Source organism: Brevundimonas sp. UBA7507 (genome assembly GCF_002478355.1).
Taxonomy (GTDB): domain Bacteria; phylum Pseudomonadota; class Alphaproteobacteria; order Caulobacterales; family Caulobacteraceae; genus Brevundimonas; species Brevundimonas diminuta_D.
In genome coordinates this window covers 118412-145328 of record NZ_DLNP01000004.1, presented here as the reverse complement: position 1 = coordinate 145328, position 26917 = coordinate 118412, and the positions used below count along the sequence as shown (strand labels likewise).

Below are 26917 nucleotides of genomic sequence, written 5' to 3'. Positions count from 1 at the left end.
CGCCTATAGCGGCGTCTCGATGACCCAAGCCGCTCCCGTCACCGAACTCATTCAGGAACGGCTGACCCCGTTCCCCCGCGATCACTTCCTGGCCGCAGGCGATCTGAACCCGCCCGCCGCCCTGGCCTTGCTGGACCTGGCCGACGCCTTCGTCGACTTCAACCGGCAATCCGCCAAGGGCGTCGACCTGATGCGCGGTCAGACAGTCGTGAACCTGTTCTTCGAGAACTCGACGCGGACCAGCTCCTCCTTCGAGATCGCGGCCAAGCGTCTGGGCGCCGACGTCGTGACCATGCCGGTCGCCTCTTCCTCGGTGAAGAAGGGCGAGACGCTGATCGACACCGCCGTGACGCTGAACGCCATGAAGCCGGAGATTCTGGTGGTGCGCCATGCGTCCTCGGGCGCGGTGGATTTGCTGTCGCAGAAGGTCGGCTGCGCCGTCGTCAACGCCGGCGACGGGCGCCACGAGCACCCGACGCAGGCTCTGCTGGATCTGCTGTCCATGCGACGCGCCTTCGGCGACGTGGGCGGGCTGAGCATCGCCATCTGCGGCGACATCGCCCACAGCCGCGTGGCGCGCTCGAACGTCGCCCTACTGCAGATGATGGGCGCGCGGGTGCGACTGATCGGACCGCCGACGCTGGTGCCCGGCGACGCCGACCGCTGGGGCTGCGAGGTCTTCCACGACATGAAGGACGGCCTGAAGGGCGTCGACGTGGTGATGATGCTGCGCCTTCAGCTGGAGCGGATGGCGGGCGCCCTGATCCCCTCGACGCGCGAGTATTTCCGCTTCTGGGGTCTGGACCGCGAAAAGCTGGCCTGGGCCGCGCCGGGCGCCAAGGTCATGCACCCCGGCCCGATGAACCGGGGCGTCGAGATCGATTCCGACGTGGCCGACGATCTGAGCGTCTCCCTGATCCAGGATCAGGTCGAGATGGGCGTCGCCGCCCGCATGGCCGTCCTGGCCGCCCTCGCCCACCGCCGCGCGGGATGCGCCGCATGACCGCCGCTCAACAGCCGATCGCCATCATCAACGCCCGCCTGCTGGACCCGGCCAGCGACTATGACGGCCCCGGCGCGGTCCTGATCGAGAACGGCCGCATCGTCGAGGTCATCCACGGCCAGGCGACCCAACGCCCCGAAGGCGTGCAGATCATCGACGCCGAGGCCCGCTGCCTGGCGCCCGGCCTGATCGACATCCGGGTCAAGACCGGCGAGCCGGGCAACGAACCCAAGGAGACGCTGAAGTCGGCCAGCCTGTCAGCGGCGGCGGGCGGCGTCACCACCATCGTCGTCCAGCCCGACACCGATCCGGCCATCGACGACCCCGCCCTGATCGACCACATTCAGCGACGCGGCGCGGCGCTCGATCTGGTCCACGTCCGCGCGGCGGGTGCGGCGACGCAAGGCCGCGACGGCGAACGCATGGCCGAGATCGGCCTGATGCACGAGGCGGGCGCCCTCTATTTCACCGACGGCGACCGGGTGATCCGCAACACCCGCACGCTGCAACGGGTGATGTCTTACGCCGCATCGTTCAACGCCCTGATCGCCTGCCGCCCGACCGAGCCGTGGCTGTCGGAGGGCGCCGTCGCGACCTCAGGCGAACTGGCGACGCGGTTGGGCCTGTCGGGCGCGCCCGCCATCGCCGAGCGCATCCAGCTGGAACGCGACCTGGCCCTGGTCGAGCAGACCGGCGCACGCTTCCTGATCGACCAGATCTCGACCGAGGGCGCGCTGGAGACGCTGGCGCGCGCCCGTGCGCGGGGGCTGGAGGTCGCGGCTTCGGCCTCGATCAACCACCTGTGCTTCAACGAGATCGACATCGGCGACTACCGTACCTTCTACCGGCTGGACCCGCCGCTGCGCGCCGAGAGCGACCGGCAGGCCCTCGTCGAAGCGGTGCGCGACGGCCTGATCGACGTCATCACCTCGGCCCACTGTCCCGAACCGGCCGAGAACAAGCGTCGCCCGTTCGCCGAGGCCGAGCCGGGCGCCGTGGGTCTGGAGACCCTGCTGCCCGCCGCCCTGACGCTGCACCACGAATACGGTGTCGACCTGCTGGACGTGCTGCGGCCGCTGACTCAAGGCCCGGCGGCCCTGCTGGGGCTGGAGGCCGGTGAGCTGTCGCAAGGGTCGCCTGCCGATCTGGTGCTGTTCGACGCCGGTGCGCCGGTGGTGATCGACGCCTCGACCCTGCGCTCCAAGTCGAAGAATTCGCCCTTTGACGGGCGCCGACTGCAAGGGAGGGTCTTGCTCACCGTCGTCTCGGGCCGCATCGTCCACGACGCACGTTAAGGGGAGCGAATCACTTGCAGGATCTGGCGGGGCCGGCGCTCCTTACGCTCGGGCTTGTGGCTATTGGCGGATACCTGCTGGGCTCCATCCCGTTCGGCGTGGTCCTGACCCGCGCGGCGGGCGCGGGCGACGTGCGCAACATCGGCTCGGGCAATATCGGCGCGACCAACGTCCTGCGCACCGGGCGCAAGGATCTGGCCATCGCCACCCTGATCCTGGACGCGGGCAAGGGCGCGGTCGCCCTGCTGATCGCGCGACATCTTCTAGGGACCGACGTCGCGGGCGCCATCGCCGGGGGCGCGGCCTTCCTGGGCCACCTGTTCCCCATCTGGCTGGGGTTCAAGGGCGGCAAGGGGGTGGCGACCTTTTTCGGCCTGATCCTGGCCGCGTGCTGGCCGCTGGGCCTGCTGGCGGCGGCGACCTGGCTGATCATGGCCTTCGCCTTGCGCTATTCCTCGCTGTCGGCCCTGGTGGCGGCGGCGCTGACGCCGCTCTACGCCCTGCTGCCCCTGCCTGCGCTGGGTCTGCCTGCGCCGCAGCCCATCTTCATCATGGCGGTCTTCACCGCCGTCCTGATCTTCATCCGCCACCATGAGAACATCGGCCGCCTGCTGAAAGGCGCCGAGCCCAAGATCGGGGCGAAGAAGGCGTGACGCTCCTGTCGGAGGCCGAGCGCTTGGCCCGCCTCCGGCTCGCCCGGACCGACCGCGTCGGCCCCGTGGCCTTTTCCCAACTGTTGCAGCGGTTCAGTTCGGCCGGGCGCGCCTTGGACGCCCTGCCCGACCTGATCCGCAGCCGGGGACGCAACGGCTATTCCATCCCGGCGCCCGAAACCCTCGAGGCCGAACTGGAGGCCGGCGCCCGTATCGGCGCGCGGCTGATCCTGTGGGGCGAGACCGCCTATCCTGAGGCCCTGGCCGCCGTCGATCCGCCGCCGCCCCTATTGTGGACGCTGGGCGATCCGGCCCTGATGCAGCGGCCCTGCATGGCCATCGTCGGGGCGCGCATCGCCTCGGCGGGCGGCCAGCGCATCGCGCGCGGCCTGGCCCAGCAGTTGGGCGAACGCGGCCAGGTCGTCGTCTCGGGTCTGGCGCGCGGCGTGGATGCGGCGGCGCATCTGGGCGCGCTGGAGACCGGTACGGTCGCCGTGCTGGGCGGCGGCGTGGATGACGTCTACCCCTCTGACAACGCCGACCTGTATCGCCAGATCGCCGAGCGCGGCTGCATCGTATCGGAAAGCCCCGTCGGCGCGCGGGCGCAGGCGCGCGACTTCCCGCGTCGCAACCGCATAATCTCGGGCCTGTCGCGCGGCGTGGTGGTGGTCGAGGCGGAAATCCGCTCAGGCTCCCTGATCACCGCGCGGCTGGCGGGCGAACAGGGGCGCGACGTCTTCGCCGTACCGGGTTCGCCGCTGGACCCGCGCTCCAAAGGGCCGAACGAGCTGCTGCGTCAGGGCGCCATCCTGTGCGAAGGGATCGAGGACATAGAGCGGGCCTACGCCGCTCTGCGGACGCTGCGCGAACCGCCCGCTGATTCGCCGTTCGCCGCCGGTTCGCCGGATCAGATCGACGATGCGGTGCTGGATCGTATCGAAGCCCTGCTGTCGCCGACACCCATCGGTCGCGACGAACTGGCGCGCGCCGCCGGATTGTCAATTGCGGAAACGGCCGCCGCCCTGCTGGAGCTTCACCTCGCAGGGCGGGCGACCTTGCTGCCCGGCGGACTGGCCTCGACCTAGGCGGGCGCGGTGCGGCGGGCCATATCCGCCGCGCTTTCCAGAAGTCCGGCCAACCGCTCATCCCCGTCCCAGCGGGCCATTCCGGCCAGTTCCGTGGCCATGGCGGCCACATATTCACGGACCGGATAGTCCGTCAGGTCAGGGCCTGTCGCCTTGCGACGTCGTTGCACTGGCTTGTTCATCGTCAACCCTCCCGAGAACGCCTGAGAGGAACACAACTCAAGGAGGTTTGTAAACTCACGTTACCCGGAAAGGTTGCTCATATAAAACGGGCCGATTGACTTCCGCGTCCGCCGCAACCACGTTCGCGCCCCGTTTTCCCCGATAGAGCGCCATGAATCTCGTTATCGTCGAGAGCCCCGCCAAGGCCAAGACCATCAATAAATACCTGGGCTCGGACTATAAGGTTCTGGCTTCCTACGGCCACGTCCGCGATCTGCCGTCGAAGGACGGCTCGGTCCTGCCCGACGATGACTTCGCCATGCACTGGGAGGTCGACGCCAAGGCCTCCAAGCGGCTGTCCGAGATCGCCGAGGCCGCCAAGGCCGCCGACCGCGTCATCCTGGCGACCGACCCCGACCGCGAGGGTGAGGCGATCAGCTGGCACGTTCTGGAGATCCTGAACAAGAAGAAGGCGCTGAAGGACACTGACGTCCAGCGCGTCACCTTCAACGCCATCACCAAGTCCGCCGTGCTGGAAGCGATGGCCAATCCGCGCCAGTTGGATATGGAGCTGGTGGACGCCTATCTGGCGCGCCGGGCGCTGGACTATCTGGTGGGCTTCAACCTGTCGCCGGTGCTGTGGCGCAAGCTGCCGGGCGCCCGCTCGGCGGGTCGCGTCCAGTCGGTCGCCCTGCGCATCGTCGTCGATCGCGAGATGGAGATCGAGAAGTTCAAGGCTCAGGAATACTGGTCGGTCGAGGCCGACCTGATCGCCGACAGCCCGCCCTTCACCGCCCGTCTGGTCAAGCATGACGGCAAGCGCGTCCAGCGCCTGGACATCGTGTCCGAGGCCATGGCCATGGCTGCGCGCGAGGCCGTTCACAGCGGCGACTTCACCATCAAGTCGGTCGAGAAGAAGCCGGCCAAGCGGTCTCCCGCCCCGCCCTTCACCACCTCGACCCTGCAACAGGAAGCCGCGCGCAAGCTGGGCTTCACCGCCCAGCGCACCATGCAGGCGGCTCAAAAGCTGTATGAGGGCGTCGACGACACCGGCGGCCTGATCACCTACATGCGTACCGACGGCGTCTATGTGACGCCCGAGGGCATCGCCCAGGCGCGCGAGGCCATCGGCCAGCGCTTCGGCCCCGCCTATGTCCCGGCTGAGCCGCGCTACTACAAGACCAAGGCCAAGAACGCCCAGGAAGCGCACGAAGCCATTCGTCCGACCAACATCCTGCGCAGCCCCGACACCCTGCGGCTCGAGAACGACCTGCAGCGCCTGTATGAGCTGATCTGGAAGCGGATGATCGCCTCGCAGATGGAGTCGGCGCGTCTAGACCGCACCACGGTCGAGATCGAGACGCCCGACGGCCAGACCGGCCTGCGCGCCACCGGCCAGGTCGTGGTCTTCGACGGCTTCATCGCCGCCTATGAAGAAGGCCGCGACGAGAAGCAGAAGGGCGCTGAAGACGACGAGGACGAGGGCGGACGCCTGCCCGCGCTGAAGGAAGGCGCCAAGGCCAAGGTCGAGGCGATCCGCACCGACCAGCACTTCACCGAACCGCCGCCGCGCTTCTCGGAAGCCACCCTGGTCAAGAAGCTGGAAGAGCTGGGCATCGGTCGCCCGTCGACCTACGCCTCCATCCTGACGACCCTGCGCGACCGCGAATACGTCCGCATGGACAAGAACCGCTTCTATCCCGAAGACAAGGGACGGCTGGTCACGGCCTTCCTGGAACAGTTCTTCGCCAAGTGGGTCGAATACGACTTCACCGCCGCGCTGGAGACCCAGCTGGACGAGGTGTCGGCGGGCGATCTGGACTGGAAGACCCTGCTGCGCCGCTTCTGGCAGGACTTCCACGCCGCCACGCAGGCCGCAGGCGAACTGCGTACCACGGCGATCCTCGATCAGCTGAACGAGGCGCTGGGCCCGCACATCTTCCCGAACAAGGGCGACGGATCCAATCCCCGCGAATGCCCGGTCTGCCATGAAGGCCAGTTGAGCCTGAAGACCAGCCGTTTCGGCGCCTTCATCGGCTGCTCGCGCTATCCGGAGTGCAAATACACCCGCCCGGTGGCCTCGCCCGACGCGGCCGACGGCGGCGCCGAGAGCGGCGATCGCGAACTGGGCGTCGATCCGGCGACCGGCCAGCCGGTGCATCTGAAGATCGGCCGCTTCGGCCCCTATGTCGAAACCACGCCCCCGGACGCGGACAAGCCCAAGCGCTCGTCCCTGCCCAAGGGCTGGTCCCCGGCCTCGATCGATCTGGAGAAGGCGCTGCGCCTGCTCAGCCTGCCGCGCGACGTGGGTCCGCACCCCGAAGACGGCAAGATGATCACCGCCAGCCTGGGCCGCTATGGTCCGTTCGTGGCGCACGCGGGCACCTACGCCAACGTCGCGGACATCGAGGAAGTGTTCGACGTCGGCCTGAACCGCGCGGTGGCCCTGCTGGCTGAAAAGCGCGCAGGTCGTGCAGGCCGCGCCTCGGCCGCCGCGCCGCTGAAGGAACTGGGCGCCCACCCGGAAACGGGCGAGGCCGTTCAGGTCATGGCTGGTCGCTACGGCCCCTACGTCAAGTCGGGCAAGATCAACGCCACCCTGCCCAAGGGCACGGCGCCCGAAGACATGACGTTGGAGGCCGCCCTGCCCCTGCTGGCCGCCAAGGCCGAGGCCGCGCCGAAGAAGAAGGCGCCTGCCAAGAAGGCTGCTGCGAAAAAACCCGCAGCGAAGAAGGAGCCCGCGGCCAAGAAGCCGGCCGCGAAGAAGGCTCCGGCCAAGAAGGCCAAGGCCGCCGAAGCCGAATAAAGAAAAACGCCCCCGTTCTTGCGAACGGGGGCGTTTTTTCCTGGAAGCGAACCTAATCCTACCGTCCTGCGATCAGTTCATTGCGGACGCGGCGTCCCAGTGGATCGCGCCCCGGCCAGCTCTCGCCCACGGACGCCTCGATATACGGGGTGCAGAAGCGCGAAATGATCATGCGGGGACGTATCTCGTTCAGGCAGACCTTGTCGCCCTCGCGCGCCCAACGGGCCGTCAGACGGCGCCCGTCTGAAAACAGGGCGCGATAGGCCCCGTCGCGATCAAACCAGTGTTTGACCCAATCCCCGTCAGGATAGTGGGAGACAACCGTATTGCCGAACGCCGCCTGCATGGCGTCAGCAGCCCGTCCGCGATCCGACGCCTTGGCGCTGACTGGAGCGACAAGCATCACCGCGATCAATACGGCAGCGCGCATTCGATATCCTTCTCCCGCCCCTTTGGCGGACCATACATGGCCGCACGCTGTTGCCAAGCGGGGCTATTGCGAACAGAAATACTTGACTGAGGCGTAGGGCTTTCCTTATACGGCCGCAGGCTCGGAACAGGACTGGCGATGCGCGCCGCCCGCTCGCCCAAGAGGGGCGGTTCCGTCAGCTGAAGGCGTTTGCGAACGCTATCCTCCGTCCCTTCAGGACTGCATGACTGAGTTTTCCAAGCTGGGCCTTTCGCCCACGACCCTGCAAGCGGTCGCCGATACCGGCTACACGACCGCCACCCCCATTCAGGAACAGGCCATCCCGGTGGCCCTGGCCGGACGCGACGTCCTCGGCATCGCCCAGACCGGCACAGGCAAGACGGCCGCCTTCACCCTGCCCATGGTCGACCGCCTGGCCTCGGGCCGCGCCCGCGCCCGGATGCCGCGCGCACTGGTGCTGGCGCCGACTCGCGAACTGGCCGACCAGGTCGCCGAAAGCTTCGCCAAATACGCCAAGGGCACCAAGTTGAACTGGGTGCTGCTGATCGGCGGCGTCTCCATGGGCGACCAGGTCGCCGCCCTGAACAAGGGCGTCGACGTGCTGATCGCCACGCCGGGCCGCCTGCTGGACCTGTTCGATCGCGGCAAGATGCTGCTGACCGGGGTCGAGCTGATGGTGGTCGATGAAGCCGACCGGATGCTGGACATGGGCTTCATCCCGGACATCGAGCGCATCTTCAAGCTGACGCCGCCGCGCCGCCAGACCCTGTTCTTCTCGGCCACCATGCCGCCGGAGATCACGCGCCTGACGCAGCAGTTCCTCAAGGATCCGACCCGGATCGAGGTGTCGCGCCCGGCCACGACCGCCGACACCATCACCCAGCACATCACCCGCCTGCCGACCTCGGACCCCAAGGCCAAGCGCACCGCCCTGCGCGCCCTGGTCGAGCGCGGCGAGGTCCAGAACGGCATCGTCTTCTGCAACCGCAAGTCGGAAGTCGACATCGTCGCCAAGTCGCTGCAGGTCCACGGCTTCGACGCCGCCCCGATCCACGGCGATCTGGATCAGTCCCTGCGGATGAAGACCCTGTCCGACTTCCGCAGCGGCGCGCTGAAGCTGCTGGTCGCATCGGACGTCGCCGCGCGCGGTCTGGACATCCCGGCGGTCAGCCACGTCTTCAACTATGACGTTCCGCACCACGCCGACGACTACGTCCACCGCATCGGCCGCACCGGCCGCGCCGGGCGTCTGGGCGAGGCCTTCATGATCGTGACGCCCGCCGACGACAAGTCGTTGGACAAGGTGCTGAAGCTGATCAAGAAGGAGCCGGTCGAACTGCCGCTGGACGACATCGACTTCGCCTCGATCAAGGATCGCCCGCGCGACGACAGCCGCTCTTCGCGCGGCCGTGGACGCGGCGAGCGCAGCGAACGCAGTCGTTCGCGCAAGACGGTTGAAGCCGCCCCGGTCGACATCGAGTCCGACGCGCCCGTCGCCGCTGAAGTCATCGCGCCCAAGGCCGATGAAGCGCCGCGTCGTTCGCGCAGCCGCAAGAAGTCCGATGATCGCGCCTCGATTGCGGCTCCCGCCGCCGCTCCTGCCGTCGCCAAATCGTCCGGCGATATCCGGGGCAGCGCTTTCGGTGATGATGTGCCGGCTTTCCTGCGTCGCCCGGTTATTTTTGCTGATTGACGTCTCGGTTCTTGATTTAACCCTGCGTTACGGAAGGCCGGGCTAACCTCCTGGCCTGAACTTTCCAGGGGCGCTTCAAGGCATGACCACTCAGGTCGAAACCACGGTTCGTAGTCCGGAAGCCTATGCCTTGGCGCACCGCGCGGTTGATGCGATGCAAGAGGCAGGCGTCTGGCCGACCCCGCTGAACTTCGAGCTCTGGCTGCACTATCTCAGCGCGCCGGACAGCCCGTTGAGCCAGGAGATGGCGCGGCTGCTGGCCAGCGGCGCGCCCTTCACTGACACCACGGCCGAGATGCTGGCCGCCGAGTTCCTGCCCCGCAGCCGCCTGTCCGAAGAGATTCGCGACGCGGGCGCCGTGCTGAACCGCGAACTGGCCGCCGTCGCCGCCGCCATCGACAAGGCGCGCGAAAGCCAGGCCGACTACGGCGACACCCTGTCACAGGCGGTCGACCGCATGGCCTCGGCGCCTGACACCGACAGCCTGGGCGTCATCGTTTCCTCCCTCAGCGACGCCACGCGGCGGATCCGACGCCACACTTCCGCGCTGGAGCGTCGTCTGGAATCCTCCAACCGCGAAGTCGTCAAGCTGCGCGATCACCTGGAGCAGGTCCGTCGCGACGCCATGACCGACGCCCTGACCAATCTGGCCAACCGCAAGGCGTTCGACGAACAACTGCAACGCATGTGCGACGAAGCCGAGAGCGACGGCACGCCCATCGGATTGGCGCTGATCGATATCGACCACTTCAAACGCTTCAACGACACCTGGGGCCATCAGACGGGCGACCAGGTGCTGCGCTATGTCGCCAGCGTCCTGGCTCGCATCGCGCGCACGCCGCGCATCGCCGCCCGCTATGGCGGTGAAGAGTTCGCCGTCATCTTCCCGCGCGAGACGGGGGGCGCGATCGAAGCCGCCCTCAACGCCGCCAGGGAAGAGATCGCCTCGCGCAGCCTGCGTCGTCGTTCGACCAATGACGACCTGGGGGCCGTGACCATTTCCATCGGCTTCGCCCTTCGCCATTCCGGCGAGGCGGCTTCGCAGTTCTTGGAACGCGCCGACGAAGCGCTCTACGCCTCCAAACGGACGGGCAGGAACCGCGTCACCAACGCCGAGCTGGCGGCCTCAGCCGCCGCCTGAGCCACGCCTCAGTAGGACAGGCGCAGACCCAGCGACAGGATGCGCGGCGGAGCGTAGCCGGCAACGCCGCCCGCCGTTTCCGAGACCTCGACCTCGGCGTCGAACAGATTGTCCGCCGCCAGCCACAGCAGGGTTCGCGGTCCGGCGCGCCATTCCGCACGGGCGTCGACGGTGACGGCGGCCTCCAGCACGCGGCTGTTGAGATCGTCCTCGAACCGCTTGCTTTCATAGCGGGCCTGCAGCGACAGCCCGAGCCGGTCCGACGTCTGCCAGTCCAGCCCGCCCGTCGCGCTCCAGATCGGCGCCTGCGCGGGACGCAGCCCGGTCAGCTGAGGCGCGGCTGATCCGCCGTCCATCCGCGCGTCGGTGATCGACAGGGCGCCGTTCAGGGTCAAGCCGCCTCGCAGCGCCTGACGCGCCGTCAGCTCCACGCCCTTGGCCTCGATGGTCCCGGCGTTCTGACGCTGGCGCAGAACGCCGCCCGCCGGAACGAAACCCGCCCGCGGAAACGTTCCCGGCCCCTCGGCGATGGTGACGTTGACGATGGCGTCCTCAATCCGGTTCCAGAACAGATTGACCCCGAAGGCCGAAATCGGCCCCTCGAACGCCAGCCCAGCCTCGATCCCTTGCAACGTCTCGGGAACCAGAGCCGCATTGGCCTCGGTCAGGTCGTTGCCGACACGGAACGGACGGTGCAGCTCATTCAGACTCGCCGGGCGGAAGCCGGAATAGGCCGCCGCTCGCGCCGCCCAACCGCCGCCGATGAAACGGCGCGCCGCCAGGCGGGCGCTGACCACCTCGCCCGAACGATCCGGATCGCTCTCATCCAAGGTCGGCGAGCCCGTGGCGCGGTCCCACTCTCGCCGCCGGCCGTTTTCGTTACGCCAGCCGTCCAGCCGCAGGCCGCCCGCCACCAGCCACAGGTCGTCGCTCCACGACCCTTCGCCATAGACGCCCGCCACCGAGGTCTCGCCGCCCGCCACGCGATCGCGGGTGAAGGCCCCCTGCATGAAGCGGAAACGCTCGCGCGTTTCGCCCTCGTTGAAGCGGGCGTCGGCGCCCAGCTCCCATTCCAGCCGCCCTCCGGCGACGTCGCGCGTCGCGCGACGCAAGGCGGCGTTGACGCCCCAGCCGGTCGCAGGGGTTTCATATTGGTCATTGGCGGGCGTGGTCGCGCTGCGATCGGCCGCCACGGCGACGGAGGTGTTGGCGAAGTCGCTTTCGCGCCGCCACGCCTGCAAGCGCCAGCCGTAGCGGCCCTCGTCCGTTCGGCGCGCCGCCGTGGCGGACAGCAGGTGGCCGCTGGCGCTGGATCGAGCCCCCGCGAGGCCTGAACCGCGTTCTTCGTCATAGATCGATCCCCGCAGCGACACGCTGGCCTCGCCCAGCGGCGCGTCCAGACGCAGGGCCGCCGCGCGCGCTTCCAGATCCAGCGGCGTATCCGCCGCCCCCGCCGCCGCGCCGCGCACAGGCGTATAGCCGTCGCTGGTCTCATACAGGGTGGACGCCTTCAGCCGCGCCGGCCCGAGATCGAATCCGCCCGCCCCGGCCAGCCGCGCCCCTCCCCGTTCAGCGACCGAGACGGACAGCACGCCGCCGCGCTCCCGCTCGCGCAGTTGGATCACGCCCGTCAGAGCGCCCGCGCCATAGGGGCCAGCCCCGGCCCCCCGCACGATGTCGAGACTCTCCAGGCTCTCCGTCGGCGTCTGCGACCAGATCATCCAGCCGCCGAAGGGATCGTTCATGGGCACGCCGTCCAGCGTCACCAGGGTCCGCCCCGCGCCTGACGGCGCGATGGCGCGCAAGGAAATGCCCTGTGTCGTGGGGTTGGCCGCCAGGCTGGAGGTGCGCCGGAACAGAGACACGGCCGGGACAGCGCTCAGGGCCTCGTCCAGCCGATCCGCGCGCGCCAGCGCCGCTTCGTCCAGCCGAATGACAGAAAAGGCCGCCTCGCCCGCCGCAGGCGGCAACCGCGCCGCCGTCACCACGACCTCGTCAATGACGTGCGTCTGAAACTCGATCAATGCTGAACTCCCTGCCAATCGCTCGGCGATCAGGTCAGGGATAGTCGATGCGGTCAGGCTTGTCGTCGGCCGAGCCGCAGCGTCTGCGCGTCAAATGACCGCTGCCCGAGAAACCTCAGCTCGGGAACGCCCTCAACCAGCGCCGCCGCCGGTCGAGGCGCTGAACAGCAGCCCCAGAACGCCGCGAACGATCAGGCCGAGCGCCATCACGCCGATCGTGGCGCCGATCAGAAACACCGCGCGAAAATGCCGGTGCAGGAAGTAGAGAATGTCGCCTGCCATGTTGCATCGACCTCGGAAAGGTTAACAACATGATGACACACGGTTCGGCGAAATCCCCAACAAGGATTCGTGATCAGACCAGGCGGCTCTGCACCAGCGCGGCTTCGATGAAGCTGGCGAACAGCGGGTGCGGAGCGAAGGGGCGGCTGCGGTACTCGGGGTGATACTGCACGCCGATGAACCAGGGGTGATCCTTGCGCTCCACCGTCTCGGGCAGCACGCCGTCCGGCGACAGACCGGCGAAGAACAGGCCGCCCTTCTCCTCCACCGCCTGCCGATAGTTGATGTTCACCTCATAGCGGTGACGATGGCGCTCGTTGATGTCGGTCTGGCCGTAGATCTCGGCGATCTTCGAGCCAGGCGCCAGGGTGGACGCATAGGCGCCCAGACGCATGGTGCCGCCCAGATCGCCGCCCTGCTCGCGCTTCACGCGCTCATTGCCCTGGACCCATTCGGTCATCAGGCCGACGACCGGTTCTTCCGCCGGGCCGAACTCGGTCGAGGTCGCCTTGGGATAGCCCGCCAGGTTTCGCGCCGCCTCGATCACCGCCATCTGCATGCCGAAGCAGATGCCGAAGTACGGGATCTTGCGCTCACGGGCGTAGCGCGCCGCCTCGATCTTGCCCTCGGCCCCGCGTTCGCCGAAGCCGCCGGGCACCAGGATGGCGTGGGCGCCTTCCAGCCGCTCGGCGCAGGCCTGCGGGTCGCCGGCGAAGGTGTCGGCCTCGACCCAGTCGATGTTGACCTTGGCGTTGTTGGCCACGCCGCCGTGCTGCAGGGCCTCGATCAGCGACTTATAGGCGTCCTTCAGGACGGTGTACTTGCCGACCACGGCGATGGTGACCTCGCCGTCCGGATGCAGGCGGCGGCGCACGATCTCGTTCCAGCCGGACAGCTCCGGCTCAGGCGCGTCGGTCAGGCCGAAGTGGGCCAGAACCTGGGTGTCCAGACCCTCGCGATGATAGTCCAGCGGCACGGCGTAGATGTCGGCCGAGTCCATCGCCTGGATAACGCTGTCGGGACGGACGTTGCAGAACTGGGCGATCTTGCGCTTCTCGTCGGCCGGGATCGGCGCCTCGCAGCGGCACAGCAGGATGTCGGGCTGGATGCCGATGGAGCGCAGCTCCTTGACCGAGTGCTGCGTCGGCTTGGTCTTCATCTCGCCGGCGGTCTTGATGAAGGGCAGCAGGGTCAGGTGGACGAAGCAGGACTGGCCGCGCGGCAGATCCTGCTCCAGCTGACGGATCGCCTCGAAGAAGGGCAGCCCCTCGATGTCGCCGACCGTGCCGCCGATCTCGACCAGGACGAAATCCACGTCCTCGCCGCCGTCCGTCTTGGCCGGGTTCAGGCAGAACTGCTTGATCTGGTCGGTGACGTGCGGAATCACCTGAACCGTCGCGCCCAGATAGTCGCCGCGACGCTCCTTCTCAATGATCGTCTGATAGATGCGGCCGGTCGTGATGTTGTCCGACTTGGCCGCCGAGACGCCGGTGAAGCGCTCATAGTGACCCAGGTCGAGGTCCGTCTCGGCGCCGTCGTCGGTCACGAAGACCTCGCCGTGCTGATAGGGGCTCATCGTGCCCGGATCGACGTTGAGATAGGGGTCCAGCTTGCGCAGGCGGACCTTGTAGCCCCGCGCTTGCAGAAGAGCGCCGAGAGCGGCGGAAGCGAGGCCTTTTCCAAGAGAGGAAACCACGCCGCCGGTGATGAACACATAGCGAGCCATGGGCGGACACCTTACTCCATGATTCGTCCTGCGCGCAGGGGCTCAGGAAAAATCCAACTGTTGATCAAAAGAAGAAAGCGCGCCTTGCGGCGCGCTTCCCCAAAACTCGATGGCGGCGACCGCCCTTATTGAGCGGGCGCGCCCTGGCCGGCCGGCAGGCTGGCTTCCAGATCGTCCAGCGACGGGGCGGCCGGAGCGGCCGGGGTCGCCGGTGCGGCTTCAGGCGTAGCCGGAGCCGTCTGTTGCGGCTGATCCACAGCGATGGAGCCGACGGCGTCGGCGTCGATGACCGAACGCGAACCGCGCGCATAGTTGCCCGCGATCGTCAGGCCGATAGCGCAGACGAAGAAGGCGATCGCCAGGATCGACGTGGTGCGGGTCAGCAGATTGCCCGCCCCGCGCGCCGTCATGAAGCCCGAAGGACCGCCGCCCATGCCCAGGGCGCCGCCCTCGGAACGTTGCAGCAGGATCACGGCCGACAGGGCGACCGAGATCAGGATCATGGCGACGAGCAGAATGGTCTGGAGCATGGCGTCATTCATGTGGGCGCAGAAGCGCGCCGATCAAGCGGCCGCCTCTAACATTGATGGAGGTTTCGGGCAAACGCTCAGGCGCGCGGTCAAACCGCGCGGATGATGCCCAGGAAGTCTTCGGCCTTCAGAGAGGCGCCGCCGACCAGGGCGCCGCCGACCTCGGCCACCGCCAGGATCTCCCTGGCGTTCGACGGCTTGACCGAGCCGCCGTACAGGATTGGGGCGGCGCGGCCGCCCTCGCCCAGCTTGGCGACCATGGTCGCGCGCACGGCGGCGTGGACTTCCTCGATCTGCTCCAGCGTCGGCGTCAGGCCGGTGCCGATGGCCCAGACCGGCTCATAGGCGACGGCGAACGCCTTGCCCGCCAGCGAGGCCGGAAGCGAACCCGCGACCTGACGGCTGACGACCTCGACCGCCTGCCCGGCTTCGCGTTGCTGAAGCGTCTCGCCGATGCAGATGATCGGCTCCAGACCGGCGGCCAAGGCGGCCTCGACCTTGGCGGCGACGTCGGCGTCGGTCTCGCCGAATCCGGCGCGGCGCTCCGAGTGGCCGAGAATCACCAGACCGGCGCCCGCATCGCGGACCATCTCGGCCGAGACCGAGCCGGTGTAGGCGCCCGATGTCTCGGCGTGGCAGTCCTGCCCGCCGATCTCGACGACGCCGCCCTTCAGGGCCTGGGCCATGCGATCGATCAAGGTGGCGGGCGGGCACAGGGCCACGCGGCAAGCCGCAGCCTGTTCCTTCAGAGCCTTCTCAAGGGTTTCAGCCTCGGCCAGGCTCGCGCCCAGGCCGTTCATTTTCCAGTTGCCGGCGACCAGCTTCACAGATTGTTTCATGCGGCCTGTCTAGTGGCGACGGCGGCGGAAGCCAAGATGTCGTCAAGCCTCACTTGCGGCGGCGGCCCCGCACCCCCTATACGCGACCCTTGGCGCCCTTTCGACGCCGGCCCTCGTCAGGTTCTTTTCGATGATCACGTACTTCCGAAACTTCGCCAAGTCGAAATGGGCCGCCGGCCTGTTCGCCCTGATCATCCTCAGCTTCCTGATCGTCGGGGCGCAATCCGACATCTTCGCCAATCTGGGGCCGCGCCATATCATCAGCGCCGGGGACCGCAGCGTCGATTCCAACCAGTTCCGCGCCGACTTCGAACGCGTGCGCGCCAATCTGCAGGAACAGGCCGGTCGTCCCGTCAGCTATGACGACATGGTCCAGGAAAACCTGCACCAGCAGTATCTGGACAGCCAGACCCAGCGCCTGGGCTTCCTAGACTGGGCCTATAAGGCGGGCATCCGTCCGGGCAAGGAGCTGGTGCTGGCGGAAATCCGCAAGATTCCGGCCTTCTTCAACCAGATCACCGGCCAGTTCGACAAAGACCTCTACGCCCAGGCCCTGGCCCAGCAGAACCTGACCTCGGAAATGCTCGAGCAGGATCTGCGCGACCAGTATGTCACCTCGCACGTCGGTTCGGCCGTATTCGCCGGTCTTCAGGCGCCGCGCGTCTACGCCGCCCTGCTGGCGGGTCAGGCGCTAGAAACGCGCGACGGCCGCTGGTTCTCGGTCACTCAGGACATGGCCGGCCGCGCAGGCGCCCCGACCGACGCCCAACTGACCGCCTTCATGAAGGAAAACGAGGCGCGTCTGCGCAGCCCCGAGTTCCGCATGATCTCCCTGGTGCTGTTCACGCCGGGTCCGAACGACCCGCGCCCGACGGTCACCGAAGAACAGATTCAAGAGCGCTATGAGTTCCGCAAGGCCGCCCTGGCTGACCCGGAAAAGCGCACCTTCGTCACCCTGACCGTTCCGACCAAGGAAGCCGCCGACAAGATCGCCGCCGACCTGCGCGCCGGCAAGGCTCCGGCCGAGGTGGCCAAGGCCAACAACATCCAGCTGGGCGACTACAAGGCCACGCCGCAGGCCGCCGTGGGCGACCCCGCCGTCGGCGCCGCCGTGTTCGGCCTGACCGTCGACCAGGTTTCGGCCCCGATCCAGGGCCGTCTGGGCTTCACCGTCGCCAAGCTGGCCGCCATTCAGGCCGGTCAGGCCGTGACGCTGGAAAGCGCCCGTCCCGCCTTGACCCAGGAGCTGCAGGCCGAGGCCGTCAAGGCCGCGACCTACGCCAAGGTCGAGCAGTTCGAGAAGGCCCGTCAGGAAGGCAAGAACCTGGCCGACGCCGCCACGGCCGCCAAGGCCCGCGTCATCCAGCTGCCGCCCTTCACCCAGCAGGGCCAACTGCCGGACGGCCAGCCGATGAACGCCCCTCGCCAGGTTCTGGAAAGCGCCTACACCCTGACCAAGGGCGGCGAGAGCGATGTGATCGACGCCGGCGACGGCCAGTATTTCGCTGTCCGCCTGGACGACATCCGCCCGTCGGCCCTGCCGACGCTGGACGAAGTGCGCGCCCCGCTGGGCCAGCAGTGGACCCTGCGTGAAAACGCGCGCCTGCTGTCGGCCAAGGCTGAGCAGCTGGCCGGTCGCGTCCGCGCCGGCGAGGACATCGCCAAGGTGGCCGCCGAAGCCGGCGCCCCGCTGACGGTCCGCACTGGCGTGCAACAGAGCCGCGAGTCGCAGGCTCAGGTCGGCGACGGCGTGCTGCGCGGCCTGTTCGGTCAGAGCAAGGGTCAGGTCTTCTCCGACGCCCAGTCGCAGACCGCCTTCGTCGTCGGCCGCGTGGACGCCATCCACGCCGCCAATCCGGCCCTGGCCGCGCCGCTGGCCGAACAGGCCCGCCCGCGTCTGACCGAAGAGCTGGCCAACACCCTGGCCGACCGCACCATCGCCGCCGCCGCTGCACGCACCAAGTCGCGCAACGACCCGGCCCTGGCCCTGCAAGCCCTGGGCGTGGAGGCTCCGGCCGCTGCGCCTGCGGCTCCGGCTGCGCCTGCTCCCGCCAAGAAGTAATGCACGAAGAACGCGACGCCTTCATCGCCGGCCTGACGGCGGGCCGACCCCAGGTTCTGGTCCGCCGCCTGGTCGATGATCTGGAGACCCCCGTCTCAGCCTTCCTGAAGGTCGGGCACGGGCGGCGTTACGCCAGCCTGTTCGAGTCGGTCGAGGGCGGCGCCGTCAACGGCCGCTACTCCTTCGTCACCCTGTCGCCGGACGTGGTCTGGCGCTGCCGGGACGGCAAGGCCGAGATCGCGCGCGGCGCCGACGTTCTGTCCGACGTCTTCACGCCTGAAGACCGGCCCGCGCTGGAATCCCTGCGCGCCCTGATCGCGGCGACCAAGTTCGAGTTGCCCGCCGATCTGCCGCCGATGGCCGCCGGTCTGTTCGGGGTGTTCGGCTATGACATGGTGCGCCTGCTGGAGCCTCTGGGCGCCGCAAATCCCGATCCGCTGGACCTGTCCGACGCCGTCATGGCGCGCCCGGCCCTGGTCGCCATCTTCGATTCGGTGAAGCACGAAATCGTCCTGATCGCCGCCGCCTATCCGGACACCGCAAGCGATCCAGTCCAGGCCTACGCCGCCGCCGAGGCCCGTCTGGAGGACTTCGAGGACCGCCTGCGCGGCCCCCTGCCGATCCAGCGCGAAGTCGAGCCGGTCCCGGCGCCCGACTTCCACTCCCCCGTCGATGAGGCCGCCTTCGGCCGCATGGTGGCGCGGGCCAAGGACTACATCGCCGCGGGCGACATCTTCCAGGTCGTGCTGGCGCACCGTTTCTCGGCCCCGTGGAGCCAGGATCCGTTCGCCTTCTACCGGTCGCTGCGTCGCGGCAACCCGTCGCCCTATCTGTTCTTCCTCGACTACGTCGACTTCCAACTGGCCGGGTCCAGCCCGGAAATCCTGGTCCGGCTGAAGGACGGCCGCGTCACTATCCGCCCGCTGGCGGGCACCCGCCCGCGCGGCGCCACGACCGAACAGGACAAGGCGCTGGAGGTCGAACTGCTGGCCGATCCCAAGGAACGGGCCGAGCACCTGATGCTGCTGGACCTGGGCCGTAACGACGTGGGCCGCGTCTCCAAGCCCGGCTCGGTCGAGGTCACGGAAAGCTTCGTAGTCGAGCGCTACAGCCAGGTCATGCACATCGTCTCCAACGTGAACGGCGCGGCTGATCCCAAGCTGGACGCGGTGGACACGCTTCTGGCCGCCCTGCCCGCAGGCACGCTCTCGGGCGCGCCCAAGGTGCGGGCGATGGAGGTCATCGACGAACTGGAGACCGAGAAGCGCGGCGTCGGCTACGGCGGCGGCGTCGGCTACATCTCGGCCAATGGCGAAGCGGACATCTGCATCGTCCTGCGCACCGCCATGTTCGCGAAGGGCCAGATCTTCGTTCAGGCGGGCGCAGGCGTCGTCGCCGACAGCGACCCGGCCGCCGAATACGCCGAGACCCTGGCCAAGGCCCGCGCGCCGATGAAGGCCGCCGCCGAAGCGTGGCGATTCACCGCGACCACTCGCGGCCAGGGCGCCGGCGGATCAGTCTAAGGATTGGAAACCGTGGAACCCTGGTCAAACGACACGCCGGGGCCCACGACCATGGTCCCGGCCAAAAGCATCGCCGTCGTCGCGGCGAAGGCGGCCGCCGCCAACAGGCGCAGCGGCTTGGGTTGTTCGCTGGGCGCCTCGTTCAACAGGGCGCGGGCGTCACGGATGCATTCTACAGGGGTCAAGACGGATTTCTTCCGATGGCGATGCCCCTCTATCGCCCGGACAGCTTAACGTCCGCTTTCAATCGGCCCGCTTGCCTTCCATGTTCGGGCCGCCCTGCCTTCTCCTTCTCAAGAAGCCTTCGCCATGATCCTCGTCGTCGATAACTACGACAGCTTCACCTACAACCTCGTCCACTACCTCGCGGAGCTGGGCGCGCAGACACACGTCATCCGCAATGACGACCTGACCGTCGAGGAAGCGTGGGCGCTGCAGCCCGAGGCCGTCCTGCTGTCCCCCGGCCCCTGTGCGCCGGATCAGGCGGGCATCTGCCTGTCGCTGATCGAGACGGCGGCCGAGACCATGCCCATCCTGGGCGTCTGCCTGGGCCACCAGTCGATCGGTCAGGCCTTCGGCGGCGAGGTGGTGCGCGCCAAGACCCTGATGCACGGCAAGACCTCGCCCATCCTGCATGAAGGGCGCGGCGTTTTCGGCGGCCTGCCCTCGCCCTTCACGGCGACGCGCTATCATTCGCTGGCCGTGCGCCGTGAGAGCCTGCCCGACGTGCTGGAGGTCACCGCCTGGACCGAGGACGGCGAGATCATGGGCCTGTCGCACCGCACGCGGCCGATCCACGGCGTCCAGTTCCACCCGGAATCCATCGCCACCCAGCACGGCCATGAGATGATCGCCAACTTCCTCGATCTGGCGGGCGTCAAGAGACCGGCGAACATCTGATGGACAGCATCAAGCCCCTGCTGGCCAGACTGGTCGACGGACAGGTGCTGACCCTGGACGAGGCCAAGAGCTTCTTCGCCGCCTGCCTGCGCGGCGAGCCGACCCCGTCACAGGTCGCCGCCGCCGTCACCGCCCTGCGCATCCGGGGCGAGACGGTAGACGAGATCGTCGCCTTCGCCAGCGCCATGCGCGAGGCCGCCCTGTCGCTGAACCACCCGTTCGATCAGGTGATCGACACCTGCGGCACCGGCGGCGACGGCCAGCACACCTACAACGTCTCGACGGCGGCCTCCTTCGTTCTGGCGGGCGCAGGACTGAAGGTGGCCAAGCACGGCAACCGCGCCATCAGCTCCAGGTCCGGCTCGTCCGACGTCCTGGCTGCGTTGGGCGTCAATCTGGACGCCACGCCCGCCCAGCAGGCGCGGGCGCTGGACCGGGCGGGCATCGCCTTCCTGTTCGCGCCGACCTATCACGGCGCCATGCGTCATGTCGGGCCGGTGCGCGGCGAGATCGGCTTCCGCACCGTGTTCAACCTCTTGGGGCCGCTGTGCAATCCGGCAGGCGCGACGCATCAGGTCATGGGCGTCTATGATCCCGCCCTGCTGGAACCGTTGGCCGAGGTTCTGGGCCGACTGGGCGCCCAGCGCGCCTGGACCGTCAACGGCCAGGGTCTGGACGAACTGACCACGACAGGTCCGACCGATGTGGCCGAATGGAAGGACGGCGCCGTGCGTCGTTTCACCGTCACGCCCGCCGACGCCGGACTGTCGCTGGCCACGCTGGACGACCTGCGCGGCGGCGACGCCGAGCATAATGCGGCGGCCCTGACCGCCTTGCTGGCAGGCGAACGCGGGCCGTATCGCGACATCGTCCTGCTGAACGCCGCCGCCGCCCTGGTGGTGGCCGGGCAGGCCGAAGACCTGAAATCGGGCGCCGAACGGGCCGCCGCCGTCATCGACGACGGCCGCGCCGCCGCCGCCCTGGCTGAACTGGTGCGCGTCTCGCACGCGCCGATCGAAGACGAGGACGCCTGATGAGCGACGTTCTGGACCGCATCGCCGCCTACAAGCGCGAGGATGTCGCCGCCCGCAAGGCCGCCATTTCGCAGGACGCCATCGAGGCGCGCGCGAAAGAAGCCTCGGCCCCGCGCGGCTTCCGCGCCGCGCTGGCCAGCCGTTTCGCTGAAACCGGCCGCCCGGCCCTGATCGCCGAGATCAAGAAGGCCAGCCCGTCCAAGGGCCTGATCCGCGCCGACTTCAACCCGCCCGCCCTCGCGCAGGCCTATGAGCGCGGCGGCGCCTCCTGCCTGTCCGTCTTGACCGACAGCCCCAGCTTTCAGGGCGACGACGCCTATCTGAGCGCCGCCCGCGCGCCGGTCGCCCTGCCCTGTCTGCGCAAGGACTTTCTGGTCGATGCGTGGCAGGTCGCCGAGAGCCGGGCGCTGGGCGCTGACTGCATTCTGATCATCATGGACATGGTGGACGACGCTCTGGCCGCAGACCTGCTGGCCGAGGCGACCCGCTGGGGCATGGACGCCCTGATCGAGACGCACGACGCGGACGAGATGGCCCGCGCCGCCAAACTGGTTCAGGGCCGCGACGACGCCCTGATCGGCGTCAACAACCGCTCGCTGCGCACCTTCGAGGTCGAACTGGCGACGACGGAACAACTGGCGGCGCTCAGCCCGGACGACGCGCTGCTGGTCGCCGAAAGCGGCCTGTTCACGCCGCAGGATGTGGCGCGCGTCACCAAGGCCGGCGCCCGCGCCCTGCTGGTCGGCGAAAGCCTGATGCGTCAGGCTGACGTGGAAGCCGCGACGCGAGCCTTGCTGGCTTAAACCCTCAAACCCCGCTCATCCCGGCGTCCGCCGGGTTGAACGGGATATAGGGGCACCTACCCCGCCTTCGCCGCGATCACCCGCAGCACCGCATCGGCCGCCAGTTCCGACGGGTCCGGCCCGCCGCGTCCCATCAGGTCCAGCGTCTCGGTCTGGCGACGCGCCTGATCGGCCGCCGCCTTAGGGTCGGTCAGCAACCGCCCGACCGCCTTGGCCAGGGCCTGCGGCGTCGCCTCATGCTGGATGAACTCTGGCGCGATGGCCTCGTCGGCGGCGATGTTGAACAGGGTGATGTGCTTGGCCGTCACCAGTCGCTTCATCAGCACATAGCTCAGCCCGTCGATCTTATAGGCGATGACCATGGGCGCGCCCGCCAGAGCCAGTTCCGTCGAGACCGTGCCGCTGGTGGCCAGGGCGGCGTTCGCAGCCTTCATGGCGTCGTATTTGTCGGTTTCCTGCACCACATGGGCGCGGAACGGCCAGGCGGCGACCCGGCCCGCCACGTCGGCGGAGACTGTGCCAGCCGCGACGACGGCCACCTCAAGCCCCGGAATCTGAGCCTTCAGCTGTTTCACCGCCTGCTCATAAACAGGCGTCATGCGCGTGATCTCACTGGGCCGGCTGCCCGGCAGGACCAGCAGCAGCGGCGCGTCCGTCGCAATCCCCCGCGCCGCGCGGAAGCGGGCGCCGTCTGCTCCCGCCATATCGACGTGCAGCGCCTGCGAACCCACGACCGTCGTCGGCAGGCCCGCCTTCTCGAACCAGGGCGCATCCAGCGCATAGAGGGCCAGCAGATGATCCACCGCCCCCGCCAGCGTCTTGGCCCGCCCCGGCCGCGAGGCCCAGACCTGAGGCCCGACGTATTTGATCAGCGGCGTCTTCGGCGAGGCGGCGCGGATCGCCTGAGCCACGCGGATGGTGAAGCCCCAGCTGTCGATCAACACCACGGCGTCCGGCTTTTCCGCCGCCGCCAGGGCCGCCGTCTCGGCCACGCGCTTCTTGACCCGGCCATAGGCCTTCAGCCCCTCGATCCAGCCCAGGATCGACAGTTCAGCGATGTCGAAGGGGCTGGCGACGCCCTCGGCCGCCATCTTGGGGCCGCCCACGCCGACGAAGACCACGTCCTTGCCCAGCCGCGCCTTCAGCGCCCGCGCCAGCCCAGCGCCCAGGGCGTCGCCCGATGCCTCGGCCGCCACCAGCATGACCTTCAACGGACGGCTCATCGCGGCTCTCCCCAGACGAACAGGCCCAGACGATCCGCCGCCTCGACCAGACCTTCATGGTCGATGACGATCAGCCGCCCCTCGAACCCGCCGATCCCGGCCAGACCCGCAGCGGCGGCCAGTTCGACCGTCGTCGGTCCGATAACGGGCATGTCGACGCGCAAATCCTGGATCGGCTTGGGGGCCTTGCCTAGCGCGCCGCGCGCAAAGCCGGGCGAGCCGCGCAGATCGGCAGGCAGGCCCGCCACCCGGCGCAGCATCTCGTCCGTGCCTTCCTGCGCCTCGACCGCCAGCACCAGTCCGTCGCAGACGACCGCGCCCTGACCGATATCCAGTTCGCCTGATTTTTCAGCGACGTGCAGCGCCTTCTTCAGGTCCGCCATCTGCTCTGTCGTCGGCGTCACGCGACCAAGGGCGCCCGCCGCCAGCATCTCGCCGCCCAGAATGTCGTCCGCGCCTTCGACGGCGAAGCCTTCATCCTCGAACACCGACAGGATCTTGCGCAGCAGGGCGTCGTCGCCCTTGGACGCCGCGGCGATGATGCCGGGCAGCAGGGACGCGCCCTTCAGATCGGGCTTCAAAGTCTTGAAATCCGGTCGGTTGACATAGCCCGCCAGACAGACCGCGCGACAGCCTTCGGCCCGCATGGCCTTCACGATCTTGCCAATCTCGGCCATGCCGAAATCCTGCCCCGGCCAGCGGTGCAGGTGAGCGTCGGCGAAGCCCTTCAGGCGGATGATGAAGACCTCGCGCCCTTCGGCCTCGCAGCGCTGGGCGACGCGGATGGGCAGGTCGCCCGAACCCGCGATCAGGGCCAGCTTGGGCGCGATCGTCATTCCGCGCCCGGCAGGCACAGCGGGCGCTTGCCGCCGTCACGGATGAAGGCGGTGATCTCCATGATCTCGGGCAGGTCGGCATAGGCCTGTTCGACCCGGTCCAGACGCTCGGCGAAGACGCCTTCGCCCTCGAACAGATCGCGATAGGCGGCCAGCAGGCGACGCACCGCGTCCTTGCCGTAGCCCTTGCGCTTCAGCCCGATCAGGTTGAGGCCGTGCAGGCTGGCGTGATTGCCCCAGACCGAGCCGTAGGGGATGACGTCGCGCGTCACGGCGGCCAGACCGCCGACGATGGCGCCCTGCCCGACCCGGCCGTTCTGGTGCACAGCGCACAGGCCGCCCAGGAACACCTTGTCGCCGACATGGACGTGGCCGCCCAGGGTGGCGTTGTTGGCCATGGTCACGCTGTCGCCGACCACGCAGTCGTGGCCGACGTGGGCGCCGGTCATGAACAGGTTGTTCGAGCCGACGCGAGTGACGCCCGATCCCTGCGGCGAGCCCCGGTTGAAGGTACAGTGCTCGCGGATCAGGTTGTTCTCGCCGATCTCCAGCCGCACTGGCTCGCCCTTGTATCCGCCGTGCTGAGGATCGCCGCCGATGACGGCGAAGGGATGGATCGTCGTGTTCGCGCCGACGCTGGCGTCCTGCTGGATCACCACATGGCTGACCAGACGCACGCCGGAGGCCAACGCCACGCCCGGCCCGACGGTGCAGAACGGACCGATCTCGACCCCGTCCGCCAGGGTCGCCGAGGCGTCGACGACGGCGGTCGGGTGGATGCTCACTGGGCAGGCTCCGCCACGGTCACGACCATGGCCATGAACTCAGCCTCAGCTGCCAGCTTGCCGTCGATGAAGGTCTCGCCGCGGAACTTATAGGCGTCGCCGCGCGCCTTGATCACCTTGACCTCCATGCGCAGCTGGTCGCCCGGACGGGCGGGCTTGCGGAAGCGCACGCCGTCGATCGACATGAACATGATGACCTTGTCGGCCACCGCCACGTCCAGCGACTTGGACATCAGCAGGGCGCCCGTCTGAGCCATGGCCTCGACGATCAGGACGCCGGGCATCACCGGGTCGATCGGGAAGTGGCCGGGGAAGAAGGGCTCGTTGTGGGTGACGTTCTTGATGCCGACGATCGAGGTCGCAGCCACGAAGTCCTGCGCCTTGTCGACCAGCAGGAAGGGATAGCGGTGCGGCAGGCGACGCATCACCTCGGCATAGTCGATCTTGTTGTCTTCGCTCATTCTTTCGATTCCTTTGCGCCCTTCTTCTGGGACGCCTGTTTGGACAGCCAGACCGTCTCGCGCAAGAATTGGCGCAGGGGTTTGGCGGGATAGCCGGACCAGATCTCGCCCGGCGGAATGTCGGCCAAGACGCCGCCGCCGGCCGCGACGCGCGCGCCCTCGCCGATGGTGATGTGGTCGCCCACGCCCGCCCGACCGCCGAAGATGCAGTTGTCGCCGCTGGTGACCGAGCCCGAGATGCCGGTGTGGGCCGCCATCAGATTGTTGCGGCCGATGACGCAGTTGTGGCCGATCATGACCAGATTATCGATCTTGGTGTTCTCGCCGATGACGGTGTCGTCATAGGCGCCCCGGTCGATGCAGGAGTTGGCGCCGACCGTCACCCCGTCCTGCAGGATGACGCGACCCAGTTGCGGAATGTCCACCGGCCCGGCCTTCGATCCGGCGGCGCCGAAGCCCGCCTCGCCGATCCGCGCGCCCGCCAGCAGCTTCACCCGGTCGCCCAGCAGGGCGAAGCCGACGGTGACGCCGGGGCTGAGCAGGCAGTCGCGGCCGATCTGGACGCCCGGCCCGATGACGGTGTTGGCGCCGATGCGGCTGCCGCGCCCGATGCGGACGCCCTCGCCCAGGATGGCGCCCTGCTCGACCACCACGGTGTCGTCCTCGGCGGCCTCAGCGGCAGTGATGGCGCGATCCAGACGGATCGGCCGGTGCAGCAGGGCTGAAGCCCGCGCCCAGGCGGCCTGCGCCTCGCTGGAGACGATGACGGCGGCGTCAGCCGGCGCCGCATCCACGGCCGAGGCCGGCACGATCACGCATCCCGCCTTGGTCTCCGCCAAAGCAGCGGCGAACTTGCGGTCGCCCAGAAACGCAATCGCGCCCCGGTCCGCACTGGACAGGGGCGCGACGGCCGAGACGATGACCTCGCCGCCCCGGACTACGTCCCCGCCGATGTGCTCGGCGAGGGCGGCGACCGTCAGGGGCGACAGGGTCTCAAAAAACCTCGGATCGGGCATGGCCCGCCTTAGGATTGCGGCTGGGCCGGAACCGGCATGCGGTTGAAGCTCAGCGTCGGCAGTTGGGCGTTCAGGCGCTGGATGACGGTGTCCGTCACGTCCATGGCCGGGTTCATGATGAAGACGCTCTCGCGGTCGATCATGATGCCGCAGCCCTTCTCCTGATAGACGGCGACCAGCAGCGGCTCGATGGCTTCCGAGATCTTCTGGCGCTGCTGAGCCAGGGTGTAGCGCAGCTCGTTGTCGCGGGTGCCTTCCAGTTGCTGGGCTTCCTGGATGCGGGTCTGCAGTTGCTGGCGACGCTGGTTCATCTGGTCAGCCGGAATCGTCGCCGCGCCCTGTTGCAGAGCCTGAGCTTCGGTCTGGATGGCGGTGGCGTAGGGCTGAAGCTCGCCCTGAACTTCCTGCGCCAGCTGCTCCATGCGGGTCTGCACGGCCTGACCGACCGTCGACTGGGCCAGAACACGCTGGTTGAAATAGACGCAGACGCCGGGGATGGCCGGACCGGGGTTGGCCGGGCCTTGCGTCTGGGCCAGTGCGGCCGAAGCGGTCAGCGAAGCGAGGGCGAAGGCGCCGATAGCGATGAGTTTCATAATCTAAGCCTT

Annotated in this window: 26 protein-coding genes; 12 read left to right on the top strand and 14 right to left on the bottom strand. The window is 68.4% G+C overall.

Annotation, left to right across the window (positions count from 1 at the left end; translation table 11 throughout):
• The first annotated feature begins 19 nt into the window (after positions 1-19).
• The 4 genes from B3D50_RS02980 to dprA are packed head-to-tail and all read left to right on the top strand — an operon-like array spanning position 20 to position 4036.
• Positions 20-1003 (top strand): aspartate carbamoyltransferase catalytic subunit, encoded by a 984-nt coding sequence (locus tag B3D50_RS02980; protein ID WP_286949347.1) that lies wholly within the window; start codon positions 20-22, stop codon positions 1001-1003.
• Positions 1000-2298, top strand: a complete 1299-nt coding sequence (pyrC, locus tag B3D50_RS02975) for a dihydroorotase (RefSeq protein WP_286949345.1) — start codon at positions 1000-1002, stop codon at positions 2296-2298. Before B3D50_RS02980 ends, pyrC begins: the two co-directional genes overlap by 4 nt.
• A gap of 14 nt (positions 2299-2312) precedes the next feature.
• Positions 2313-2951: a glycerol-3-phosphate 1-O-acyltransferase PlsY gene (gene plsY / locus B3D50_RS02970; RefSeq protein WP_128719937.1), complete on the top strand. Its 639-nt coding sequence runs from the start codon at positions 2313-2315 to the stop codon at positions 2949-2951.
• A complete protein-coding gene (gene dprA / locus B3D50_RS02965) occupies positions 2948-4036 on the top strand; it encodes a DNA-processing protein DprA (protein WP_286949343.1) in 1089 nt (362 codons plus the stop codon). The genes plsY and dprA overlap by 4 nt, the downstream gene beginning before the upstream one ends.
• Here the strand turns inward: dprA and B3D50_RS02960 are convergent.
• On the bottom strand, positions 4033-4218 hold the full coding sequence (locus B3D50_RS02960) for a hypothetical protein (protein WP_040345201.1): 186 nt from the start codon (positions 4216-4218) through the stop codon (positions 4033-4035). The two genes, dprA and B3D50_RS02960, sit on opposite strands and share 4 nt — an antisense overlap.
• A gap of 152 nt (positions 4219-4370) precedes the next feature.
• Between B3D50_RS02960 and topA the strand changes: the two genes are divergently transcribed.
• The gene (gene topA, locus B3D50_RS02955) at positions 4371-7004 is read left to right on the top strand and encodes a type I DNA topoisomerase (protein ID WP_286949342.1); all 2634 of its coding nucleotides are present in this window, start codon (positions 4371-4373) and stop codon (positions 7002-7004) included.
• A gap of 58 nt (positions 7005-7062) precedes the next feature.
• On the opposite strand, the gene B3D50_RS02950 is transcribed toward topA, so the two are convergent.
• Positions 7063-7434: a hypothetical protein gene (locus tag B3D50_RS02950; protein ID WP_286949341.1), complete on the bottom strand. Its 372-nt coding sequence runs from the start codon at positions 7432-7434 to the stop codon at positions 7063-7065.
• Between the two features lie 223 nt (positions 7435-7657).
• On the opposite strand from B3D50_RS02950, the gene B3D50_RS02945 reads away from it, so the two are divergent.
• Both B3D50_RS02945 and B3D50_RS02940 read left to right on the top strand, forming a co-directional pair.
• On the top strand, positions 7658-9127 hold the full coding sequence (locus B3D50_RS02945) for a DEAD/DEAH box helicase (RefSeq protein WP_286949339.1): 1470 nt from the start codon (positions 7658-7660) through the stop codon (positions 9125-9127).
• Positions 9128-9209: 82 nt separating this feature from the next.
• Complete coding sequence (locus tag B3D50_RS02940) at positions 9210-10268, top strand: GGDEF domain-containing protein (protein ID WP_286949338.1); 1059 nt, start codon at positions 9210-9212, stop codon at positions 10266-10268.
• Positions 10269-10276: 8 nt separating this feature from the next.
• Here the strand turns inward: B3D50_RS02940 and B3D50_RS02935 are convergent, their stop codons facing one another.
• The 5 genes from B3D50_RS02935 to tpiA all read right to left on the bottom strand — a co-directional run bounded on the left by B3D50_RS02935 (position 10277) and on the right by tpiA (position 15669).
• Positions 10277-12292, bottom strand: coding sequence for a TonB-dependent receptor (locus tag B3D50_RS02935; RefSeq protein ID WP_286949337.1), 2016 nt, complete (start codon positions 12290-12292; stop codon positions 10277-10279).
• A 132-nt stretch (positions 12293-12424) separates the two neighbouring features.
• Entirely contained in the window at positions 12425-12574 is a 150-nt protein-coding gene (locus B3D50_RS02930) for a hypothetical protein (RefSeq protein ID WP_286949336.1), read from the bottom strand.
• 73 nt (positions 12575-12647) lie between these two features.
• Positions 12648-14300, bottom strand: coding sequence for a CTP synthase (locus tag B3D50_RS02925; RefSeq protein ID WP_040345199.1), 1653 nt, complete (start codon positions 14298-14300; stop codon positions 12648-12650).
• Positions 14301-14425: 125 nt separating this feature from the next.
• A complete protein-coding gene (gene secG, locus B3D50_RS02920) occupies positions 14426-14830 on the bottom strand; it encodes a preprotein translocase subunit SecG (protein ID WP_223850708.1) in 405 nt (134 codons plus the stop codon).
• A gap of 89 nt (positions 14831-14919) precedes the next feature.
• Entirely contained in the window at positions 14920-15669 is a 750-nt protein-coding gene (tpiA, locus tag B3D50_RS02915; RefSeq protein ID WP_286949335.1) for a triose-phosphate isomerase, read from the bottom strand.
• Between the two features lie 130 nt (positions 15670-15799).
• On the opposite strand from tpiA, the gene B3D50_RS02910 reads away from it, so the two are divergent.
• Positions 15800-17731, top strand: a complete 1932-nt coding sequence (locus B3D50_RS02910) for a peptidylprolyl isomerase (RefSeq protein WP_286949333.1) — start codon at positions 15800-15802, stop codon at positions 17729-17731.
• Positions 17731-19254, top strand: a complete 1524-nt coding sequence (gene trpE / locus B3D50_RS02905; RefSeq protein WP_286949331.1) for an anthranilate synthase component I — start codon at positions 17731-17733, stop codon at positions 19252-19254. The genes B3D50_RS02910 and trpE overlap by 1 nt, the downstream gene beginning before the upstream one ends.
• Here trpE and B3D50_RS02900 read toward each other — a convergent pair.
• Positions 19251-19439 carry a hypothetical protein gene (locus B3D50_RS02900; RefSeq protein ID WP_286949330.1) on the bottom strand — a complete coding sequence of 63 codons (189 nt, stop codon included), beginning with the start codon at positions 19437-19439 and terminating at the stop codon, positions 19251-19253. The genes trpE and B3D50_RS02900 overlap by 4 nt on opposite strands.
• A gap of 124 nt (positions 19440-19563) precedes the next feature.
• On the opposite strand from B3D50_RS02900, the gene B3D50_RS02895 reads away from it, so the two are divergent.
• Genes B3D50_RS02895 through trpC form a run of 3 tightly spaced genes read left to right on the top strand, consistent with a single transcriptional unit; the run spans position 19564 to position 21991 of the window.
• On the top strand, positions 19564-20154 hold the full coding sequence (locus B3D50_RS02895; RefSeq protein WP_286949328.1) for an anthranilate synthase component II: 591 nt from the start codon (positions 19564-19566) through the stop codon (positions 20152-20154).
• Positions 20151-21188 carry an anthranilate phosphoribosyltransferase gene (gene trpD / locus B3D50_RS02890; RefSeq protein ID WP_286949381.1) on the top strand — a complete coding sequence of 346 codons (1038 nt, stop codon included), beginning with the start codon at positions 20151-20153 and terminating at the stop codon, positions 21186-21188. The genes B3D50_RS02895 and trpD overlap by 4 nt, the downstream gene beginning before the upstream one ends.
• The gene (gene trpC / locus B3D50_RS02885) at positions 21188-21991 is read left to right on the top strand and encodes an indole-3-glycerol phosphate synthase TrpC (protein ID WP_286949327.1); all 804 of its coding nucleotides are present in this window, start codon (positions 21188-21190) and stop codon (positions 21989-21991) included. Before trpD ends, trpC begins: the two co-directional genes overlap by 1 nt.
• A gap of 56 nt (positions 21992-22047) precedes the next feature.
• On the opposite strand, the gene lpxB is transcribed toward trpC, so the two are convergent.
• The 6 genes from lpxB to B3D50_RS02855 are packed head-to-tail and all read right to left on the bottom strand — an operon-like array spanning position 22048 to position 26905.
• Positions 22048-23214, bottom strand: coding sequence for a lipid-A-disaccharide synthase (gene lpxB / locus B3D50_RS02880; RefSeq protein WP_286949326.1), 1167 nt, complete (start codon positions 23212-23214; stop codon positions 22048-22050).
• Positions 23211-24050 (bottom strand): UDP-2,3-diacylglucosamine diphosphatase, encoded by an 840-nt coding sequence (lpxI, locus tag B3D50_RS02875; RefSeq protein WP_286949325.1) that lies wholly within the window; start codon positions 24048-24050, stop codon positions 23211-23213. Before lpxI ends, lpxB begins: the two co-directional genes overlap by 4 nt.
• Entirely contained in the window at positions 24047-24835 is a 789-nt protein-coding gene (gene lpxA, locus B3D50_RS02870; protein WP_286949324.1) for an acyl-ACP--UDP-N-acetylglucosamine O-acyltransferase, read from the bottom strand. The genes lpxI and lpxA overlap by 4 nt, the downstream gene beginning before the upstream one ends.
• The gene (gene fabZ, locus B3D50_RS02865; protein ID WP_024352581.1) at positions 24832-25296 is read right to left on the bottom strand and encodes a 3-hydroxyacyl-ACP dehydratase FabZ; all 465 of its coding nucleotides are present in this window, start codon (positions 25294-25296) and stop codon (positions 24832-24834) included. The genes lpxA and fabZ overlap by 4 nt, the downstream gene beginning before the upstream one ends.
• On the bottom strand, positions 25293-26312 hold the full coding sequence (lpxD, locus tag B3D50_RS02860; protein ID WP_286949323.1) for a UDP-3-O-(3-hydroxymyristoyl)glucosamine N-acyltransferase: 1020 nt from the start codon (positions 26310-26312) through the stop codon (positions 25293-25295). The genes fabZ and lpxD overlap by 4 nt, the downstream gene beginning before the upstream one ends.
• An 8-nt stretch (positions 26313-26320) precedes the next feature.
• A complete protein-coding gene (locus B3D50_RS02855; protein ID WP_003164619.1) occupies positions 26321-26905 on the bottom strand; it encodes an OmpH family outer membrane protein in 585 nt (194 codons plus the stop codon).
• Positions 26906-26917 lie beyond the last annotated feature (12 nt).

What these genes read in the sequence shown, in the direction of transcription:
- B3D50_RS02960 (WP_040345201.1), bottom strand. Translation starts at nt 4,218, where the DNA reads ATGAACAAGCCAGTGCAACGACGTCGCAAGGCGACAGGCCCTGACCTG.
- fabZ (WP_024352581.1), bottom strand. Translation starts at nt 25,296, where the DNA reads ATGAGCGAAGACAACAAGATCGACTATGCCGAGGTGATGCGTCGCCTG.
- B3D50_RS02950 (WP_286949341.1), bottom strand. Translation starts at nt 7,434, where the DNA reads ATGCGCGCTGCCGTATTGATCGCGGTGATGCTTGTCGCTCCAGTCAGC.
- B3D50_RS02930 (WP_286949336.1), bottom strand. Translation starts at nt 12,574, where the DNA reads ATGGCAGGCGACATTCTCTACTTCCTGCACCGGCATTTTCGCGCGGTG.
- B3D50_RS02945 (WP_286949339.1), top strand. Translation starts at nt 7,658, where the DNA reads ATGACTGAGTTTTCCAAGCTGGGCCTTTCGCCCACGACCCTGCAAGCG.
- B3D50_RS02980 (WP_286949347.1), top strand. Translation starts at nt 20, where the DNA reads ATGACCCAAGCCGCTCCCGTCACCGAACTCATTCAGGAACGGCTGACC.
- lpxD (WP_286949323.1), bottom strand. Translation starts at nt 26,312, where the DNA reads ATGCCCGATCCGAGGTTTTTTGAGACCCTGTCGCCCCTGACGGTCGCC.
- lpxB (WP_286949326.1), bottom strand. Translation starts at nt 23,214, where the DNA reads ATGAGCCGTCCGTTGAAGGTCATGCTGGTGGCGGCCGAGGCATCGGGC.
- B3D50_RS02925 (WP_040345199.1), bottom strand. Translation starts at nt 14,300, where the DNA reads ATGGCTCGCTATGTGTTCATCACCGGCGGCGTGGTTTCCTCTCTTGGA.
- B3D50_RS02855 (WP_003164619.1), bottom strand. Translation starts at nt 26,905, where the DNA reads ATGAAACTCATCGCTATCGGCGCCTTCGCCCTCGCTTCGCTGACCGCT.
- pyrC (WP_286949345.1), top strand. Translation starts at nt 1,000, where the DNA reads ATGACCGCCGCTCAACAGCCGATCGCCATCATCAACGCCCGCCTGCTG.
- B3D50_RS02940 (WP_286949338.1), top strand. Translation starts at nt 9,210, where the DNA reads ATGACCACTCAGGTCGAAACCACGGTTCGTAGTCCGGAAGCCTATGCC.
- B3D50_RS02910 (WP_286949333.1), top strand. Translation starts at nt 15,800, where the DNA reads ATGATCACGTACTTCCGAAACTTCGCCAAGTCGAAATGGGCCGCCGGC.
- B3D50_RS02895 (WP_286949328.1), top strand. Translation starts at nt 19,564, where the DNA reads ATGATCCTCGTCGTCGATAACTACGACAGCTTCACCTACAACCTCGTC.
- lpxI (WP_286949325.1), bottom strand. Translation starts at nt 24,050, where the DNA reads ATGACGATCGCGCCCAAGCTGGCCCTGATCGCGGGTTCGGGCGACCTG.
- topA (WP_286949342.1), top strand. Translation starts at nt 4,371, where the DNA reads ATGAATCTCGTTATCGTCGAGAGCCCCGCCAAGGCCAAGACCATCAAT.
- tpiA (WP_286949335.1), bottom strand. Translation starts at nt 15,669, where the DNA reads ATGAAACAATCTGTGAAGCTGGTCGCCGGCAACTGGAAAATGAACGGC.
- trpE (WP_286949331.1), top strand. Translation starts at nt 17,731, where the DNA reads ATGCACGAAGAACGCGACGCCTTCATCGCCGGCCTGACGGCGGGCCGA.
- trpC (WP_286949327.1), top strand. Translation starts at nt 21,188, where the DNA reads ATGAGCGACGTTCTGGACCGCATCGCCGCCTACAAGCGCGAGGATGTC.
- secG (WP_223850708.1), bottom strand. Translation starts at nt 14,830, where the DNA reads ATGCTCCAGACCATTCTGCTCGTCGCCATGATCCTGATCTCGGTCGCC.